This window comes from Clostridium sp. ZBS15 (assembly GCF_023845705.1).
Lineage (GTDB): Bacteria > Bacillota > Clostridia > Clostridiales > Clostridiaceae > Clostridium > Clostridium aquiflavi.
Window position 1 is genome coordinate 54,759 of record NZ_JAMQHY010000037.1, and the last position, 15,916, is coordinate 70,674.

Annotated in this window: 19 protein-coding genes; 1 reads left to right on the forward strand and 18 read right to left on the reverse strand. The window is 27.2% G+C overall.

The genetic code is table 11. The annotated features are described in order from the left end of the window. Positions 1-22: 22 nt before the first annotated feature. From clpP to NG904_RS11720, 4 genes are all read right to left on the reverse strand, one after another. Positions 23-622, reverse strand: coding sequence for an ATP-dependent Clp endopeptidase proteolytic subunit ClpP (gene clpP / locus NG904_RS11705; protein WP_252231736.1), 600 nt, complete (start codon positions 620-622; stop codon positions 23-25). A 153-nt stretch (positions 623-775) separates the two neighbouring features. Continuing rightward, on the reverse strand, positions 776-2,059 hold the full coding sequence (tig, locus tag NG904_RS11710) for a trigger factor (RefSeq protein ID WP_252231737.1): 1,284 nt from the start codon (positions 2,057-2,059) through the stop codon (positions 776-778). A 92-nt stretch (positions 2,060-2,151) separates the two neighbouring features. Further along, entirely contained in the window at positions 2,152-2,949 is a 798-nt protein-coding gene (locus NG904_RS11715; protein WP_252231738.1) for a hypothetical protein, read from the reverse strand. Positions 2,950-3,047: 98 nt separating this feature from the next. Beyond that, the gene (locus NG904_RS11720; RefSeq protein WP_252213774.1) at positions 3,048-3,254 is read right to left on the reverse strand and encodes a hypothetical protein; all 207 of its coding nucleotides are present in this window, start codon (positions 3,252-3,254) and stop codon (positions 3,048-3,050) included. A gap of 321 nt (positions 3,255-3,575) precedes the next feature. Here NG904_RS11720 and NG904_RS11725 point away from each other — a divergent pair, with 321 nt between their 5' ends. Then, complete coding sequence (locus tag NG904_RS11725) at positions 3,576-4,346, forward strand: histidinol phosphate phosphatase (RefSeq protein ID WP_286674346.1); 771 nt, start codon at positions 3,576-3,578, stop codon at positions 4,344-4,346. Positions 4,347-4,513: 167 nt separating this feature from the next. Here NG904_RS11725 and hisE read toward each other — a convergent pair whose 3' ends face one another. From hisE to thrB, 14 genes are all read right to left on the reverse strand, one after another. Further along, a complete protein-coding gene (gene hisE / locus NG904_RS11730; protein WP_252231740.1) occupies positions 4,514-4,840 on the reverse strand; it encodes a phosphoribosyl-ATP diphosphatase in 327 nt (108 codons plus the stop codon). A 21-nt stretch (positions 4,841-4,861) separates the two neighbouring features. Next, positions 4,862-5,191 carry a phosphoribosyl-AMP cyclohydrolase gene (hisI, locus tag NG904_RS11735; protein ID WP_252213780.1) on the reverse strand — a complete coding sequence of 110 codons (330 nt, stop codon included), beginning with the start codon at positions 5,189-5,191 and terminating at the stop codon, positions 4,862-4,864. Positions 5,192-5,242: 51 nt separating this feature from the next. Then, entirely contained in the window at positions 5,243-6,004 is a 762-nt protein-coding gene (gene hisF / locus NG904_RS11740; protein WP_252213782.1) for an imidazole glycerol phosphate synthase subunit HisF, read from the reverse strand. A 37-nt stretch (positions 6,005-6,041) separates the two neighbouring features. After that, positions 6,042-6,755, reverse strand: a complete 714-nt coding sequence (gene hisA / locus NG904_RS11745; RefSeq protein ID WP_252231741.1) for a 1-(5-phosphoribosyl)-5-[(5-phosphoribosylamino)methylideneamino]imidazole-4-carboxamide isomerase — start codon at positions 6,753-6,755, stop codon at positions 6,042-6,044. Next, positions 6,752-7,372 (reverse strand): imidazole glycerol phosphate synthase subunit HisH, encoded by a 621-nt coding sequence (gene hisH, locus NG904_RS11750; protein WP_252231742.1) that lies wholly within the window; start codon positions 7,370-7,372, stop codon positions 6,752-6,754. The genes hisA and hisH overlap by 4 nt, the downstream gene beginning before the upstream one ends. A gap of 21 nt (positions 7,373-7,393) precedes the next feature. Then, complete coding sequence (hisB, locus tag NG904_RS11755; protein ID WP_252213789.1) at positions 7,394-7,981, reverse strand: imidazoleglycerol-phosphate dehydratase HisB; 588 nt, start codon at positions 7,979-7,981, stop codon at positions 7,394-7,396. After that, positions 7,971-9,023, reverse strand: a complete 1,053-nt coding sequence (gene hisC, locus NG904_RS11760; protein ID WP_252231743.1) for a histidinol-phosphate transaminase — start codon at positions 9,021-9,023, stop codon at positions 7,971-7,973. The genes hisB and hisC overlap by 11 nt, the downstream gene beginning before the upstream one ends. Continuing rightward, entirely contained in the window at positions 9,024-10,310 is a 1,287-nt protein-coding gene (gene hisD / locus NG904_RS11765; protein WP_252231744.1) for a histidinol dehydrogenase, read from the reverse strand. A 61-nt stretch (positions 10,311-10,371) separates the two neighbouring features. Next, positions 10,372-10,995, reverse strand: coding sequence for an ATP phosphoribosyltransferase (gene hisG, locus NG904_RS11770; RefSeq protein WP_252213795.1), 624 nt, complete (start codon positions 10,993-10,995; stop codon positions 10,372-10,374). Between the two features lie 2 nt (positions 10,996-10,997). After that, positions 10,998-12,146 carry an ATP phosphoribosyltransferase regulatory subunit gene (gene hisZ / locus NG904_RS11775; protein WP_252231745.1) on the reverse strand — a complete coding sequence of 383 codons (1,149 nt, stop codon included), beginning with the start codon at positions 12,144-12,146 and terminating at the stop codon, positions 10,998-11,000. A gap of 617 nt (positions 12,147-12,763) precedes the next feature. Further along, complete coding sequence (locus NG904_RS11780; RefSeq protein ID WP_252231746.1) at positions 12,764-13,270, reverse strand: GNAT family N-acetyltransferase; 507 nt, start codon at positions 13,268-13,270, stop codon at positions 12,764-12,766. 189 nt (positions 13,271-13,459) lie between these two features. Continuing rightward, the gene (locus tag NG904_RS11785) at positions 13,460-14,311 is read right to left on the reverse strand and encodes a DegV family protein (protein ID WP_252231747.1); all 852 of its coding nucleotides are present in this window, start codon (positions 14,309-14,311) and stop codon (positions 13,460-13,462) included. Between the two features lie 269 nt (positions 14,312-14,580). Next, on the reverse strand, positions 14,581-15,018 hold the full coding sequence (locus NG904_RS11790; RefSeq protein WP_252213809.1) for an ACT domain-containing protein: 438 nt from the start codon (positions 15,016-15,018) through the stop codon (positions 14,581-14,583). Next, the gene (gene thrB / locus NG904_RS11795) at positions 15,015-15,914 is read right to left on the reverse strand and encodes a homoserine kinase (RefSeq protein ID WP_252231748.1); all 900 of its coding nucleotides are present in this window, start codon (positions 15,912-15,914) and stop codon (positions 15,015-15,017) included. The genes NG904_RS11790 and thrB overlap by 4 nt, the downstream gene beginning before the upstream one ends. Positions 15,915-15,916 lie beyond the last annotated feature (2 nt).

The following is a 15,916-nucleotide window of genomic DNA, read 5'->3' on the forward strand; positions in this document are numbered from 1 at the left end:
TACAATTAAATAAATTACACTCTTATTTATCTTTTCCAGTTTCGTTCTTAGTTATTACTTTATCTATTAAACCATATGTCTTAGCTTCATCTGCTGTCATAAAGTTATCTCTTTCAACATCTGCTTCAATTACTTCTAAAGGTTGATTTGTATTTTCACTTAAAATCTTATTTAAAGATTCTTTAATTTTTAATATTCTATTAGCATGTATTTGAATATCTGTTGCTTGACCTTGAAATCCACCAAGTGGTTGATGAATCATTATTTCTGCATTTGGTAAAGCAAATCTTTTGCCTTTAGCACCACTTGATAATAAAAATGCTCCCATAGAAGCAGCCATACCTACACATATAGTAGAAACATCTGGCTTTATATATTGCATAGTATCGTATATAGCCATACCAGCAGTTATTGAACCTCCAGGACTATTTATATATATAGATATATCCTTATCTGGGTCTTCACTTTCTAAAAATAATAATTGTGAAACTATTAAATTAGAAGAATCATCATTTACTTCACCACTTAACATAATTATTCTTTCTTTTAACAATCTAGAAAATATATCGTAAGAACGTTCTCCTCTACTTGTTTGTTCTACAACCATTGGAACTAAACTCATATAATTCCCTCCTTTTTCATATAACAACATTTGAAATTGATTCTTATATAAATTATATAAAAAAATACCCAAAATGTTAATCTTAAATTTGAAATAATTGCCAGAAATACTTCTGGCAATTATTTTTCAAACTATAAAATTGTATAATATCTATTATTTACAAGATTCTTTTATTAATTTAAGAGTATTTTCTATAATTATATCTTTTTCAATCATACCTTTTTGAGCTTTTAATAAAATGTTAGCCATCTTTTTAGGATCCTTAGGTCCATACATTCTACCTAACTCTAATGCTTTTTCATTTAATTGTTCATCAGTTGCTTTTACATCTTCAGCTTTAGCTATTGCTTCAAGAATTATGTCAGCTTTAACTTTTCTTTCAGCATTTTCTTTCATGAATTCTCTCATTTTTTCAATTGTATTTCCAGTGAATTCCATGTATTGATCTAAGCTTAATCCTTGATATTGTAATCTTGATTCAAGATCCTTCATCATAGAATCTATTTCTTTTGTTAACATTACTTCTGGAAGATCTATTTTTGAAGTTTCAATTATTGAAGTTATAACAGCTTCTTCAAATTCTCTTTCAGCTCTTGCATCATTAGATTCTTCTAATCTTTTCTTTATATTTTCTTTTAATTCTACGAATGTATCAAATTCAGATACTTCCTTAGCAAATTCATCATCTAATTCTGGTAATTCTTTAACTTTGATTCCTTTTACTGTTACTTCAAACATTGCTGGCTTAGCATTTAATTCTTCTTTACCATAGTTTTCAGGGAAAGTAACATTAACTTCTTTCTTATCTCCTATAGATAAACCTATTAATTGTTGTTCAAAGTTATCAATAAATGTACCTGATCCTATTTCTAATGGGTAATCAGTACCTTCTCCACCTTCAAATGCTTCACCATCTACGAATCCTTTGAAGTCGATTATAGCTATGTTTCCATCAGCTACTGTTCCTTCTTCTTTAGTTTCAATTCTTGCATTTTTAGATTGCATTTCTTTTACTTGTTTTTCAACTTCTTCTTCAGATACTTCATATGAAGGTTTTTTAATATCTAAACCTTTATATTCTCCTACTTCTACTTCAGGATATGTAGTAACTGTTGCTGTATAAACAAGTTCTTTACCTTCTCCAATTTCAACAATATCAACCTTTGGATAATCAACTGGTCTGATATCTTCAGCCTTTAATGCTTCATTATAACTTTCATCTATAGCTATATTAACAGCATCATCATAAAAAATTTCAATGCCATACATTTTCTTTAGTATTGCCATTGGAACTTTTCCTTTTCTGAATCCTGGCACATTGTATCTACCTTTGTTTTTATTATATGCTTTAGTTAATGCGGCATCAAATTTTTCTGCTTCAACTTTTATTTCTAATTTAACCACATTTGTTTCTATCTTTTCAACTTTAGCTTCCATCTTATTAATTCCTCCTAAAATAGTATACATCTAATTTAACTAGGTTATTATACCATAAATCCCTGTTTCTTATCAAATTATTTATATAAATATTACTGTTTAGCAATATTGCAATTTACATCTATGTAATAAATATTACCATCTACAGTAATTTTTATTCCTTTTTCTTCACGTTCAAGAATTTCTATTTTTGCTCCCGCTAAATCCCACTTTATTACATCACTATTATTACTTATATTTGTTATCCATAAATATTGTTTTGTTGCTGCTGTTCCAAAATAAGGTCTATTACTAACAAAAACTATATTATCATCATTAACAAACTTGGGATTATAATTCCATAAATATTGTGGATTACTCATAATAGTTGATTCTCTTGTAAATACATCACCCTTTGATGATTTATATTCTTCTTTTGATATAATCTGAGAAGTCCCATCTACATTATATAAAGTAATTGTTTGATCATTTTCCAATATCAATATTTTTTTTCCAGATTGACTGATATCATATACCAATGTCTCATCACTAGACTCTATATTTGTAAATTTTATATCTTCATTTTCTTTAATATATATAGCTTTAACTTTTTGCCCATTTTTTAAAGTTATTTCAAAAGATTCTTCTTCAGATTTAGGAAGTTCTGGTTCTTTTTCTACTCGGTCAATCCCTTGCTCCGATAAAATCTCATCATTCTTTTGAATTGAATCACTATCTATCCATGCCTGTATCTTTTGTTTTACATTTGAATAATCTGTAGTGTTACCTAACACTTTAATCATTGATATAATAACCACTAAACTAATTATTATAAATATTATTAAAAAATTTCTTTTTCTTCTTTTCATGCGTTTTTCATATTCTCTACTAAAAATACTTGGTTTAGCCAAAACTTTCCCTCCAAAATACATATATTATAACCAACCAAATTAATTATATATTATTATTTCTTTTAAATCTATATCTTAATTTATATTTAATATTTTCTTTATAATTTATGCTTACTGCACTTTTTACTTTTACACCCAGTACATTTATTACAATCAACAGATTGGTTATTCTTAGTACAACATCCACCACATTTTAAAAGACCTAATTCTTTAAGTTCTTCCATTGATAAATTGCATACATTTTCTGAATACTCCTCATAATCTGGAGTACCCTTTAATAATTCTTCTTTTTTTATTTCTATCATAATTTTTAATTCTCCTACTATATTTTTTGTTTATTCACATCTCCTTATGATTTGTTATTAAAATGAATTTTATGAAAAATATTGTTTTAGTAACCCTAAATAATGTATAATTACTTTATACTCAATTACATAATATTACTTTATTTATCATATTGTAATATAAAACCTTCTTCAAAATCCCATGTTGTTCATTTAGTTATTTTTTAGATGGACATAATATTTAGTCTGCATTTTAATTATGCAGACTTTTTTAGAATAAACTTATTATAATATATATATCATATATTTCTACATTAATATATAAAAATTGGAGTGATTAAATTGATATTTGATAGCCATATTCATACAATATTTTCATCTGACAGTGATATGAAAATATCTGATGCTATATCAAAAGCAAATGAATTAAATATAGGACTTATACTAACTGAACATTTAGATCAAGATTATCCTGATAAAGATCTGTTCAAATTAGATATTCCTAATTACTTTAATAATTATTCAGAATATAAAAATAATAATTTACTTTTAGGCATAGAATTAGGCTTAACTCTTCCTTCATTTAATACAATAAACGAAAAAGCAAAAAATTTTAATTATGATTTTGTACTAGGATCAGTACATGCTGTTTATGATGAAGATATTTACGTTGACTATTGTAAAAGAGATGATCTTACTAAAAAAGAATTCTTTCATAACTATCTTGAATTCATGCTAAACGTAATAAATAAATATGATTGTTTTGATTCATTAGCACATTTTGACTATCCTTGCAGATATACTAAGTTTGAAAACAATGAAATTGCTTTATGCGATCATGGTGAAATACTTGATGAAATATTTAAAACATTAATTTCTAAAGGAAAAGTACTAGAGATAAATACTCGAAGACTTGATACTAATGAAACATTTCATAATATGATAGATATTTACAATAGATATAAAGAACTTGGTGGTAAATATATAACCCTTGGTTCAGATGCTCATAATGTTAATGACATAGCCACTAATTTCAAAAATGCACTTTCACTAACAGAAATACTAGGTCTAAAACCTATTTATTTCAAAAATAGAAAACCTGAATTTTTTTAAAATAATTAGACTAAAAAACTCCAATATAGTTTGTTTAATGTAAACTTAAATAAAATATCTGTTTTTATAGATGTTAATATGTGAATAAGTGAAGTGGCAATTAACTTTACTCATTCACATATTAACATCTTATTAAAGCAAATCCTAAATAAAGATTATATTAACTTTTAGTATTCTTTTATTGCTTTTCTTTCACCTTTAAAATTATTAATCTTTTCACTTCTTTTTTTTAATTCATTTTTTATATTTTCTAAAGGTATATTAAGCTCAGCCATTAATACAAGTATATGATAAGTTAAATCACATATTTCATTTACTTGTTCCTCTTTATTGCTTTCCTTACTGCTTATTATAACCTCTGTGCACTCTTCTCCAACCTTTTTTAAAATTTTATTTATTCCTTGCGTAAAGAGATAATTAGTATACGATCTATTTTCTCCACTAATTTTTCTTTCTAAAATTGTACTATATAAATTTTTTATCTCATTTTCCATAAAAACCACTCCAATTCTATATTAAAAATCTCTATAAAAACAACTTTTGTTTCCAGTATGACATGCTGCTCCTTTTTGATTTACAGTAATTAAAATAGTGTCATTATCACAATCTATTTTTATTTCCTTTATATATTGAAAATTCCCTGATGTAGCCCCTTTATTCCAAAGTTTCTTTCTACTTCTACTATAAAACCAAGTAGTATCCCCTTCTAAAGTTTTCTTCAAACTTTCTTTTGACATATATCCTAACATTAATACTTCTTTACTTTTATAATCTTGAATTACAGCCGGAATCAGACCATTCCCTTTATCAAAATCAACAATATTTATGCGCTCCTCAATATTCATATAAACCTCTCTAATATATTAAAAATTAGCTTTGTTTTAAATTTAAATTCTTTATACTCTAATAGGTATTTTTTTATTAATCAAATATTTCTTCACATCTTTAACTGTTAATTCACCATAATGAAACAGCGATGCTGCTAATGCTGCATCAGAAATATTATTTTTAAACACCTCATAAAAATCTTCTAAACATCCACATCCGCCTGAAGCTATAACAGGTACACTGGTTATATTGCTTACTGCTTTTGTTAATTCTAAATCAAAACCATTTTTAGTACCATCAGCATCCATTGATGTTAATAAAATTTCTCCTGCACCAAGTTTTGTTACTTCTTCAACCCATGATAATAAATCAATACCTGTATCTATTCTTCCTCCATTAACAACCACATTCCAGCCTGAATTATCCATTCTTTTTTTACCATCTATAGCTAGTACAATGCATTGATTTCCAAAATAAAATGCACTTTCTTTTATTAAATTTTTATTCTTAACAGCTGCTGAATTTAAACTGACTTTGTCTGCTCCAGCTCTTAATATAGCTTTTATATCTTCTAATGAGCTTAATCCGCCTCCAACAGTAAATGGAATAAAAATTTGCTCAGCTACCTCTTCTACTACTTTAAGCATTATTCCACGTTTTTCATGAGTAGCTGTTATGTCTAGGAATACTAATTCATCTGCTCCCTGATCATTATAATGTTTTGCAAGCTCTACTGGATTTCCTACATCAATTAATCCTTTAAAATTTATACCTTTTACTACTCTTCCATCCCTTACATCTAAACAAGGAATTATCCGCTTAGTATGCATGTACTCACCCCCTTTTTAATAAATAATTAAATTATAATTATCTTGTTATATCTATTGCTTCCTTTAATGATAAGCTACCCGAATATATGGCTTTTCCTGTTATTGCCCCATAAACATCAATTTTTTTTAATTCTTTAATATTTTCAATATCTTTTATTCCACCAGATGCTGTTATATCTATATTTACAAGTTTTTTCAATTCAATAAGCATATCAACATTAGGACCCTCTAATGTTCCATCTTTACTTATGTCTGTAACTATTATATTTTTTACACCTAGGGTCTCCATATTTTTTGCAAAATCTAAATAATTAAGTTTGCTTTCTACAAGCCATCCTCTTCCATAAACATATCCATTTTTGCAATCTATACCAACTGAAATTTTTTCTTTATAACACTCAATAGCTTTTTTTAAAAGTTCTTCATCTTCTATAGCTATGGTTCCAAGAATAACTCTAGAAACACCATTTTCTATTAGTTTTTCTATAGTTTTAAAGTTTCTAATTCCTCCACCAACTTCTATAGGAATAGTCAATGTTTTGGCTAGTTTTAATATTATCTTCTCATTAACGCAATATCCAGATTTAGCACCATCTAAATCAACTAAATGAAGATAATCTGCACCTAAACATTCAAATTCTTTTGCTATATTAAAGATATCATTTGCAACTACTTCTTTTTTATTATAGTCACCTTGATAAAGTCTCACTGCTTGACCATCTATTATATCTATTGCAGGTAATATTATCACTTAATCAACTCCCCAAAGTTTTTTAATAACCTAAGTCCTACATCTCCACTCTTTTCCGGATGAAACTGTGCACCTATAATATTTTTATGTCTAACAATTCCAGGAATTTTATTAATTCCATATTCAGAATAAGCAATTAAATCCTCTTCATCATATCCTTGTGCACAATATGAATGAACATAATATACAAAATTACCTTCTTCAATACATCTACAAATTGTATCTTTTTTATTATAAATAAGATTATTCCAACCTATATGAGGTATCTTTACATTATTATTTTTATCTTCTTTCAATTTAACAATATTACCTTTTAAAAGTCCTAATCCCTCTTCTTCATACCCCTCAAATCCTTTTTTAAAAAGAAGTTGCATTCCAAGGCATATTCCAAGAATCGGTTTTCCATTTTCAGCTTCTTTTTTTATTATAGTATCTAAAGACTTTTCTTTTATATTGCACATTGCATCTTTAAATGCTCCAACTCCTGGTAATATAATTCCTTTAGAATTTTCAATTTCATTCTTATTACTTGATATTTTATTTTCTATTTCAAGGTTATTTAATGCATTACTTATACTTTTCAAATTTCCCATTCCATAATCGATTATAACTATCATGTAATTTTTAGCCCCCTTAAATTACAATATTCCCTTTGTAGATGGTACTTTATTTAATTCATTTCTTTCTTTTGCCTCTCTTAAAGCTCTTCCAAGTCCTTTAAATAAAGCCTCTATTTTATGATGATCATTTTTTCCATATAAAATTTTACAATGTAATGTTATTTCTGAATTTAATGCAAAAGCTCTAAAAAATTCCTCAACCATTTCAGTAGATAATCCCCCTACTTTTTCTCTAGTAAATTCACAATCAAATACTAAAAAACCTCTACCACTTATATCTAAAGATACTAACGACAACACCTCATCCATAGGCAGAAAAAAAGTTCCATATCTATTTATTCCTTTCTTGTCTCCTATGGCTTCTTTAAATGCTTTACCCAAAATTATTCCAATATCTTCAACACTATGATGATCACACACATTTAAATCCCCATCACAAGATAAATAAACATCCATATTACTATGAAATGAAAATAATTCTAACATATGATCTAAAAAACCAATTCCAGTATGAATTTTATTTAATCCATTTCCATCTAAATTAATATCTATTTTCACCTTAGTTTCACTAGTATTTCTTTCTATTTTAGCTATTCTATTTTGCATATTCTTCTACAACTTGATATATAAAAATTTCTCTTAATACATTTACTAGTTTTCTATTTTCTAACTGTGAACCTACTGTTATTCTAAACGTATCATCAGAAAAATTTCTAATCAATATCCCTTTCTCATTTAATCCATTTAATAAGGCATACTTATGTGATGTTCTTCCAAATATAAAGTTACCTTTAGACGGATAAAACTTTATCTCCATTGAAGCATCCTTCTCTATAGATTTAAGTTGAAGTAATAATTTTTCTCTATGAGCAATAATTACTTTAGAATTTTCTATAACTCTATCTGGATATTTTAATGCAGTTAATACCATAGCTTGAGAGTACGAATTAACTGTATATGGTATCTTTTTTTCACTTAATTTTTCTAATATATTTTTATTAGATATTAAAAATCCTACCCTTAAAGCAGCTAAACCCCATGCTTTTGAAAGTGTTCTTGTAACAATTAAATTTTTATATTCATTTATATATGAAATCATACTTTCTCCATTAAATTCATAATAAGCTTCATCTACCAGTATTGGAATATTGGGAAATCTTTTTAATAATTTGATAATATCATTATTGCTTAATGATAGACCTGTTGGATTATTGGGATTTGAAAATATAATCAAATCTACATTCTCCCTTTCCTCCAATTTAATAAATTCATCTAAATTAAATACTATATTTTCACCTAGTTTATACTTAACTATTTTTCCTCCAAATAAGTCAGTATAGAAATCATACATTGTAAAATCAGGATCTAATGTGAGTACTTTCTTACCATAACCTATATAACAGCTTATAACTAATTGAATCACTTCATCAGAGCCATTTCCAACTATAATATTTTCACTTTGTGTTCCAGCATACTCAGCATATAGATTTTTTATTTCAAGCATATTATTTTCAGGATATCTGTGAAGCTCTATAGTAGATAAATTACTTTTCATTTCTATCATTATATTATTATCCATGTCTATATAACTTTCATTGCTATTTAATCTTATTTGGTATTCTTGATCTATATCTATATATTGATTCATTTATACAAGCCTCACTTTCACTGAATTTGCATGAGCAGTTAATCCTTCTTTATTAGCTAATGTTATTATTTTTTCTCCATTTTCTAAAATAGCTTTTTGAGAATAATATAAGAAAGATGATTTTTTAATAAAACTATCTACAGATAATGGTGAAAAGAATCTAGCTGTTCCACTAGTTGGTAGTACATGATTGGTTCCTCCAAAATAATCTCCTATTGGCTCTGGTGAATATCTTCCTAAAAATACGGAACCAGCATTTCTTACCTTCCCTAAATACTCCATTGGATTATCAACCATGAGTTCTAAATGCTCTGGAGCCACAAGATTTGATATATCTATGCATTCATCTATATCTTTACATATTAGAGCTTTACCAAACTTCTTAAGAGAATCTCTTATTATATCTTTTCTTGTAAGATTTTTAATTTGTAATTCTAATTGTTTTTCTACTTCATCATATAGTCTTTTTGAAGTTGTAACTAATATAGATGAAGCTAATTTATCATGTTCTGCTTGAGACATTAAGTCAGCAGCTATAAAACTTGGATTTGAGTTTTCATCTGCTATAATCAAAATTTCACTAGGCCCTGCAATCATATCTATATCCACAGTTCCAAATACTAATTTTTTAGCAAGTGCAACAAATATATTTCCTGGACCAACTATCTTATCTACTTTTTTTATACTTTCTGTACCATAAGCTAGCGCACCAATAGCTTGTGCACCACCAACTTTATATATTTTATCTACCTTTGCTATACTTGCTGCAACTCCTATATATGGATTTATCTCCCCATCCTTATCAGGTGGAGTTACCATTACAATCTCATCAACTCCAGCTACTTTTGCAGGTATAACATTCATCAATACCGAAGAAGGATACGCTGCTGTTCCACCAGGAACATATACGCCAACTCTCTCTAATGGAATAACTCTTTGCCCTAAATAAACCCCTTTATCTTTAGCCATAATAAATCCATTTGTTTTTTGCTTTTTATGATAATCTTCAATATTTACTTTGGCCTCTTGTAGTGCTTGAATAAATTCTTTCTCAACACAATCAAAACATTTTTCTATTTCTTCACTTTTAACCTCTAATTTTTTTAGTTTAACTTTATCAAATTCATTAGTAAATTTAAATAACGCCTTGTCTCCAAGTCTCTTAACTTCTGATAGTATAGTGCTTACATTAAACATAACATCATTTTGTATTGCACCTTCTCTTTGATTTAATTCTTTAATTAATTCACCCTTATTTGCTTCATTAACTTCCATTAAATTTAACAATTGAATCGCCCCCAATTTACTATTGTTAATTATTATATTGTCTTTTAGCATATATAACTTATCAGATTACATCTCTTACTCTATGAAGAAATTCCCTTATTTCATTTTGTTTCATTTTAAAACTAGCTTTGTTTACTATAAGCCTTGCACTTATATCAAATATATTATCCAAAACAATAAGTCCATTTTCTTTTAAAGTAGTTCCAGTCTCCATAATATCTACAATCCCATCACATAGCCCTAGTATTGGTGCAAGCTCTACTGACCCCTCTATTTTTATCACTTCTACATCCATTTGTTTCTTTTTAAAATACTCTTTTGCAACATTTGGATATTTACTTCCTATTTTTATATGTCCAGTCTTTTTAAAAACATCATTTTCAGGCAATGACGCTACTATAAATTTGCATTTTCCAATCCCTAAATCTAATACTTCATAACAATTATCTCCACTTTCCAAGATAGTGTCTTTTCCAACAACTCCAACATCAGCAACACCATGTTCTACATATGTTATTGAATCTGCTCCCTTAACTAAGAAATACTTAATATCTCCATTCCTATCATTAAAAACTAATTTTCTTCCTTTATTTTTTAATTCACCTGGATCAAAATTGGCTTTTTCTAATATTTTTATACTTTCTTCTTCTAATCTCCCCTTCGTAAGTGCAATACTTATTGCCATATTTATCTTCCCCCATATTTAACTATTTTAAATTCACTTAGCTCTTCATCATGAAATAATTCCACTACTTTTCCCTGTTTTCGCAGTTCCTCACTTTTCTTTATAGCTTGTACTACATCTTTGTTACCATAAAAAAATTTATAAATGTCTCTATTTTTCTCTATTATCTCATTATTATCTATATTTTTTATCACTACTAAATCAACATCAATTGAAAACCCTATTGCTGGCAGATCAGTGCCATAAGATTTTATTAATTTATTATATCTACCACCCGCTAATATACTATCTCCAATGTCTTCCCCATACCCCCTAAAAATTATTCCTGTATAATAATTAAGTTTAGGTACCATCCCTAAATCAAAGGTTATATTTTCTTTATATCCTAGTTCTTCTAATTGAATATATAACTCTTCTAAATAACTTATACTTTTTAAAAGTGCATTATTAAAGGCTAATTTTTTTCCTTCTTCAAGCACTTTTCTATCACCAAACATCCAAGGTAATTTATTGAAAAATTTTCTATACTCTTCTTTTATATCTAGTCTTTTTAGAAAGTCTTCTAAATTTTTTAAATTTTTTCCTTCTATCAATTTAGCTATCTTTTCTTTATTCTCCTTACTGATATTTAAATCGTTAAATGCAGAATTAAAAAATTCTATATTACCTATTTCTAATTTAAAATTCTTTAGCCCTAATTTTTTTAATGACTCTAATGCTAACACCAATATTTCTAAATCCTTATCAATACCATTAATCCCCACTAACTCAATACCACAATCAGTATATTCATTTCTTCTACCACCTAAACTCTCATGAACTCTAAAAACATTTGATATATATCTAATTCTTATAGGTAAAGCTTCACCTTTTAATTTAGTAGAAACTAATCTTGCTATTGGTATTGTCATATCTGGTCTTAAAACAAGTATTCTTCCCTTATTATCAAAAAACTTATACATCTCTTCTTCTTTTAAGCTTTCTGGATAATAATTAAATGTTTCATAAAATTCTAATGTTGGTGTTATTACTTCTCTGTATCCCCAATTACTAAATAAATCATCCATGTTTTTTTCTAGGTGTCTTTTTATTTCACATTCATTTAAGACAAGATCTCTTGTCCCTTCTGGAAGCATATTTCTTTTATTCATTACTCCACCCCACTTATTGCTTTTACTTTAACGCGTTAAATCGATATTGTAATTAATAATACTGTATATTTTTGTTAATGTCAATATTAACCATAGATTTTATTAACATTTATTTTATCATATTGACTATAATTTGTTAATTCGATATTTTTATTGTTTTATAATTAATATATTAATAAACATTATTTTTTAATTAAACTCATGTCTAACTAAGTACTTTTTAGCAAAATTTTATTAAAAACATAACATAATTAGAGTAATTTTTCATTTTAACAAAAGGCTATGTTTTAAGTGAATGTTGATATTTTAGTATAAGGGCGAACTGGCATTGGAATTTGCTTTTTAGAACTCTTAATGAAGATTTGTACAATTAATTGCTTGTCAGCAATCTTTGATTGGGAGCATGCATTAATTGGACTAAGCTTTATTTTAGTGTTCTTAAAGTAAATTCCTCTGTCCATGAGCTTTATACTACAATATCAACACTGTTTTAAAACATAGCCTAACAAAAAAGAACTATTTTGAAATAAATTCAGAATAGTTCTTTAATACATATCATGTTACAAATAAATTTTCATATAAATAATTGCTATTTAATAAAATAATATTTGTATTTTTTAAAGTCCATGTTTATCAATCTTTTCTATTGTCTCTTTATCTAATCTATGAATTATCCACTGATTCATTTGCTTAGCACCTATGCTTTCATAAAAGTTAAGAGATGGTTCATTCCAATCTAAACAAACCCACTCCATTCTCTCACATTTTTCTTCCTTAGCTATATGTACTAGAGTTTCAAATGCTTCTTTTCCAATGCCGTTTCCTCTATATTCAGGATCTATATAAATATCCTCTAAATATAATCCCGCTCTTCCTATAAATGTTGAAAAATTAAAGAAGTATATTATATACCCTATAACTTTATTATTAAATTCTATAATCAAAGCATGTGCCCTGTTATTTTCAAAAATTGATTCTCTAAGTGTTTCTTCAGTAGCAACAACTTCATCTAGCATCTTTTCATATACTGCTATTTTTTTAATAAATTCTAATATAGCCGGTATATCTTCTTCTGTGGTTTTCTTAAATTTAAGCCCTTTTATTTTTGTTTCTATATATCCCATATTTTGCCCCCTAATAAATTCATATTTATTTTATTATACCAAAAATAAACATCTAAAGGATACGCCTCCAGATGTTTTTAAGTTAATCATATTTAAAACACAGCCTAATAAAAAAATCGATAAATTTAAATTATTAATAATTTAAATTTATCGATTTTAATTAAACTTGTCTTTGTTATATGTAAGAATTTAACATTTAGTATAGTATGCAACCCCCATACTGCCTGGACCTACATGTAATCCTATTATAGGGCCTATATATTGAATAGTAACAGGTATATCTAATTTTTCTTCTAGTCTTTTAGCAAGTTCTAATCCTTCACTTTCACAATTGATATGATGAACTATAACTTCGCCTAAACCTTTTTCTTTAACATTCTTTATAACTTCATTTACTATTGTATCAACTGCTTTTTTCTTTGTTCTTACTTTATCAAATACTGTAGTTTCTCCATTCTCTACTGTTAAAATAGGTCTTATTTGAAGTATTGTTCCAAGTAAAGCAGAAGCTCTGCCTATTCTTCCACCTTTTTTTAAATACTTTAGTGTATCTGGTACAAATAAAAATCTACTATTTTCTTTTACTTGTATTGCTGCTTTAACAACTTCATTTATACCATTTCCAAATTTAGCACTTCTTGCAGCCTCCAACACTTGATATCCCATCTGCATACAATTAGTTGTTGAATCTATTAGCTCTATCTTTGCATCAGGATATTCTTCTAAAATCATTTCACGAACTAAATTAGAACTTGAATATGTTCCACTCATCTTTGATGATAAAAATATTCCTACAACATCATGTCCATTAACTACTTTTTCCTTAAATATTTTAAAAAGTTCATCAATACTTGGTTGTGATGAAGTTGGAATTTCATTGCTTTTTTCCATCTCTTCATAGAATTCTTTGTTATTTAAATCAATTTCTTTATAACTTTTTCCATTTAAAATAACATTCAATGAAGCAATTGAAATATCATATTCTTCAAGTAATTTTTGTGGAATACAACTAGTACTGTCTGTTACTATCTTTACTGCCATGGTTATCCCCCTAATATATGTAATTTTTATAACTACAATTATATCATATTTATTAGTTATTTCCCTATATTATCGGTTTCTAATCTATATTTTTACACATTAAGAAAAAGACGTAGTAATATATAATGTTCGTATATTACTACGCCTTCTTCTTGTTAATAAATTAGATTTATTTATACTAAATTATTTATATTTAGTAACATTTTAATAAATCTTATTAAAATCTTACCTTATAAGCCCCTTTTAGTTAATCACATAACTTTTTAAATTTATTCCATTGCTACAAATTCTATTTTTTCAACATGTTGTATTCCTGACAAACCATTTAAAAGTGTTTTTATATCTCCTATTAATGTAGACATATCAATTGTAACACTTATATTTGCTATTCCATTTATAGGTATACCTTGATTTATAGTTAGTATGTTACCACCTTGTTCTGAAATATAATTTATTATTCCAGATAAAACCCCTGTTTGATCTTTAACTATTAAATTGAAAGTCACTTTTTTGCCTTGAGAAGTCTCTGCAAAATCAAATATATAATCTTTATATTTATAATATACACTTCTACTTATCCCTGCTATTTTCGTAGCTTCAGTAATTTCTTTGACCTTGCCATCTTTCAATAGCTTTTGAGCAAAAACAACTTTTTCATAAACATCCGGTAAAACTCTTTTGTCTATAACTAAGTAATTTCCTTTCATCGACAATCTCCTTTTATTACAAATGCCCCCTTGTTATCTGCTTGTAATTCTAAAACTCCCCATTTAATACTATGATCTTCTAAATATTGCTTAATATTATTGCTAAAGCCATTAGCCCCATTATCGATTATAGACATAATAGTTGGTCCTGCACCACTCAAATAGCACCCTAATGCTCCAAGCTCATAACATTTATTATAAACGTCATCAAAGTGAGGTATCAACTCTTTTCTATAATTTTGATGAAGTGCATCATTACAAGCACTTCTTATTAAATCATATCTATCAGTAGCAAAGCAAGAAATCATAAGTGCTGCTCTCCCAATATTATAAATTCCATCTTGTCTTGAAATTTGTTTTGGAAGAACTTTTCTTGCTTCTTCAGTAGATAATCTGAAATCAGGTATTATAGTTATAAATTTAACTTTATCTTTAATTTCTATTTTATTATATAAAGTCTTATTATTTTCAATTATTGCAACAACTATTCCCCCAAATAGAGCTGGTGCAACATTATCCGGATGACCTTCTATTTCAACAGCCATTTCTAATAGTTCATCCTTTGAAAATTTTCCCCCTAAAATTTCATTAGCTCCAACTAATCCCCCAATTATGCAGCTAGAGCTACTTCCAAGTCCTCTTGATATAGGTATATCTTGATTTAATATAGATATTTCAAGCCCATTGATTACATAACCTGCCTTATTAAAGCAATACTTCATAGCTTTATATATTATATTATCTTCATTACAAAATTCTTCTGGTATCCCATTAAAATTTAATCCATCATTTATTTCTCTAAAGGCAAATTCATTATATAATTCTACTGCCATCCCTATTGAATCAAATCCTGGTCCCATATTTGCTGACGTAGCTGGTACTCTAACTTTAATCATAA

Bases quoted from the DNA above. Each gene is read 5' to 3' on its own strand.
- NG904_RS11780 (WP_252231746.1), bottom strand. From the start codon at position 13,270: ATGGGATATATAGAAACAAAAATAAAAGGGCTTAAATTTAAGAAAACC.
- tig (WP_252231737.1), bottom strand. From the start codon at position 2,059: ATGGAAGCTAAAGTTGAAAAGATAGAAACAAATGTGGTTAAATTAGAA.
- hisF (WP_252213782.1), bottom strand. From the start codon at position 6,004: ATGCATACTAAGCGGATAATTCCTTGTTTAGATGTAAGGGATGGAAGA.
- NG904_RS11720 (WP_252213774.1), bottom strand. From the start codon at position 3,254: ATGATAGAAATAAAAAAAGAAGAATTATTAAAGGGTACTCCAGATTAT.
- thrB (WP_252231748.1), bottom strand. From the start codon at position 15,914: ATGATTAAAGTTAGAGTACCAGCTACGTCAGCAAATATGGGACCAGGA.
- hisE (WP_252231740.1), bottom strand. From the start codon at position 4,840: ATGGAAAATGAGATAAAAAATTTATATAGTACAATTTTAGAAAGAAAA.
- hisG (WP_252213795.1), bottom strand. From the start codon at position 10,995: ATGGCAATAAGTATTGCACTTACGAAGGGGAGATTAGAAGAAGAAAGT.
- NG904_RS11790 (WP_252213809.1), bottom strand. From the start codon at position 15,018: ATGAAAGGAAATTACTTAGTTATAGACAAAAGAGTTTTACCGGATGTT.
- hisH (WP_252231742.1), bottom strand. From the start codon at position 7,372: ATGATAGTTATAATCGATTATGGAATGGGAAATTTGAAAAGTATAAGT.
- hisB (WP_252213789.1), bottom strand. From the start codon at position 7,981: ATGCAAAATAGAATAGCTAAAATAGAAAGAAATACTAGTGAAACTAAG.
- hisZ (WP_252231745.1), bottom strand. From the start codon at position 12,146: ATGAATAAAAGAAATATGCTTCCAGAAGGGACAAGAGATCTTGTCTTA.
- clpP (WP_252231736.1), bottom strand. From the start codon at position 622: ATGAGTTTAGTTCCAATGGTTGTAGAACAAACAAGTAGAGGAGAACGT.
- hisI (WP_252213780.1), bottom strand. From the start codon at position 5,191: ATGAATATTGAGGAGCGCATAAATATTGTTGATTTTGATAAAGGGAAT.
- hisC (WP_252231743.1), bottom strand. From the start codon at position 9,023: ATGAATCAATATATAGATATAGATCAAGAATACCAAATAAGATTAAAT.
- NG904_RS11785 (WP_252231747.1), bottom strand. From the start codon at position 14,311: ATGGCAGTAAAGATAGTAACAGACAGTACTAGTTGTATTCCACAAAAA.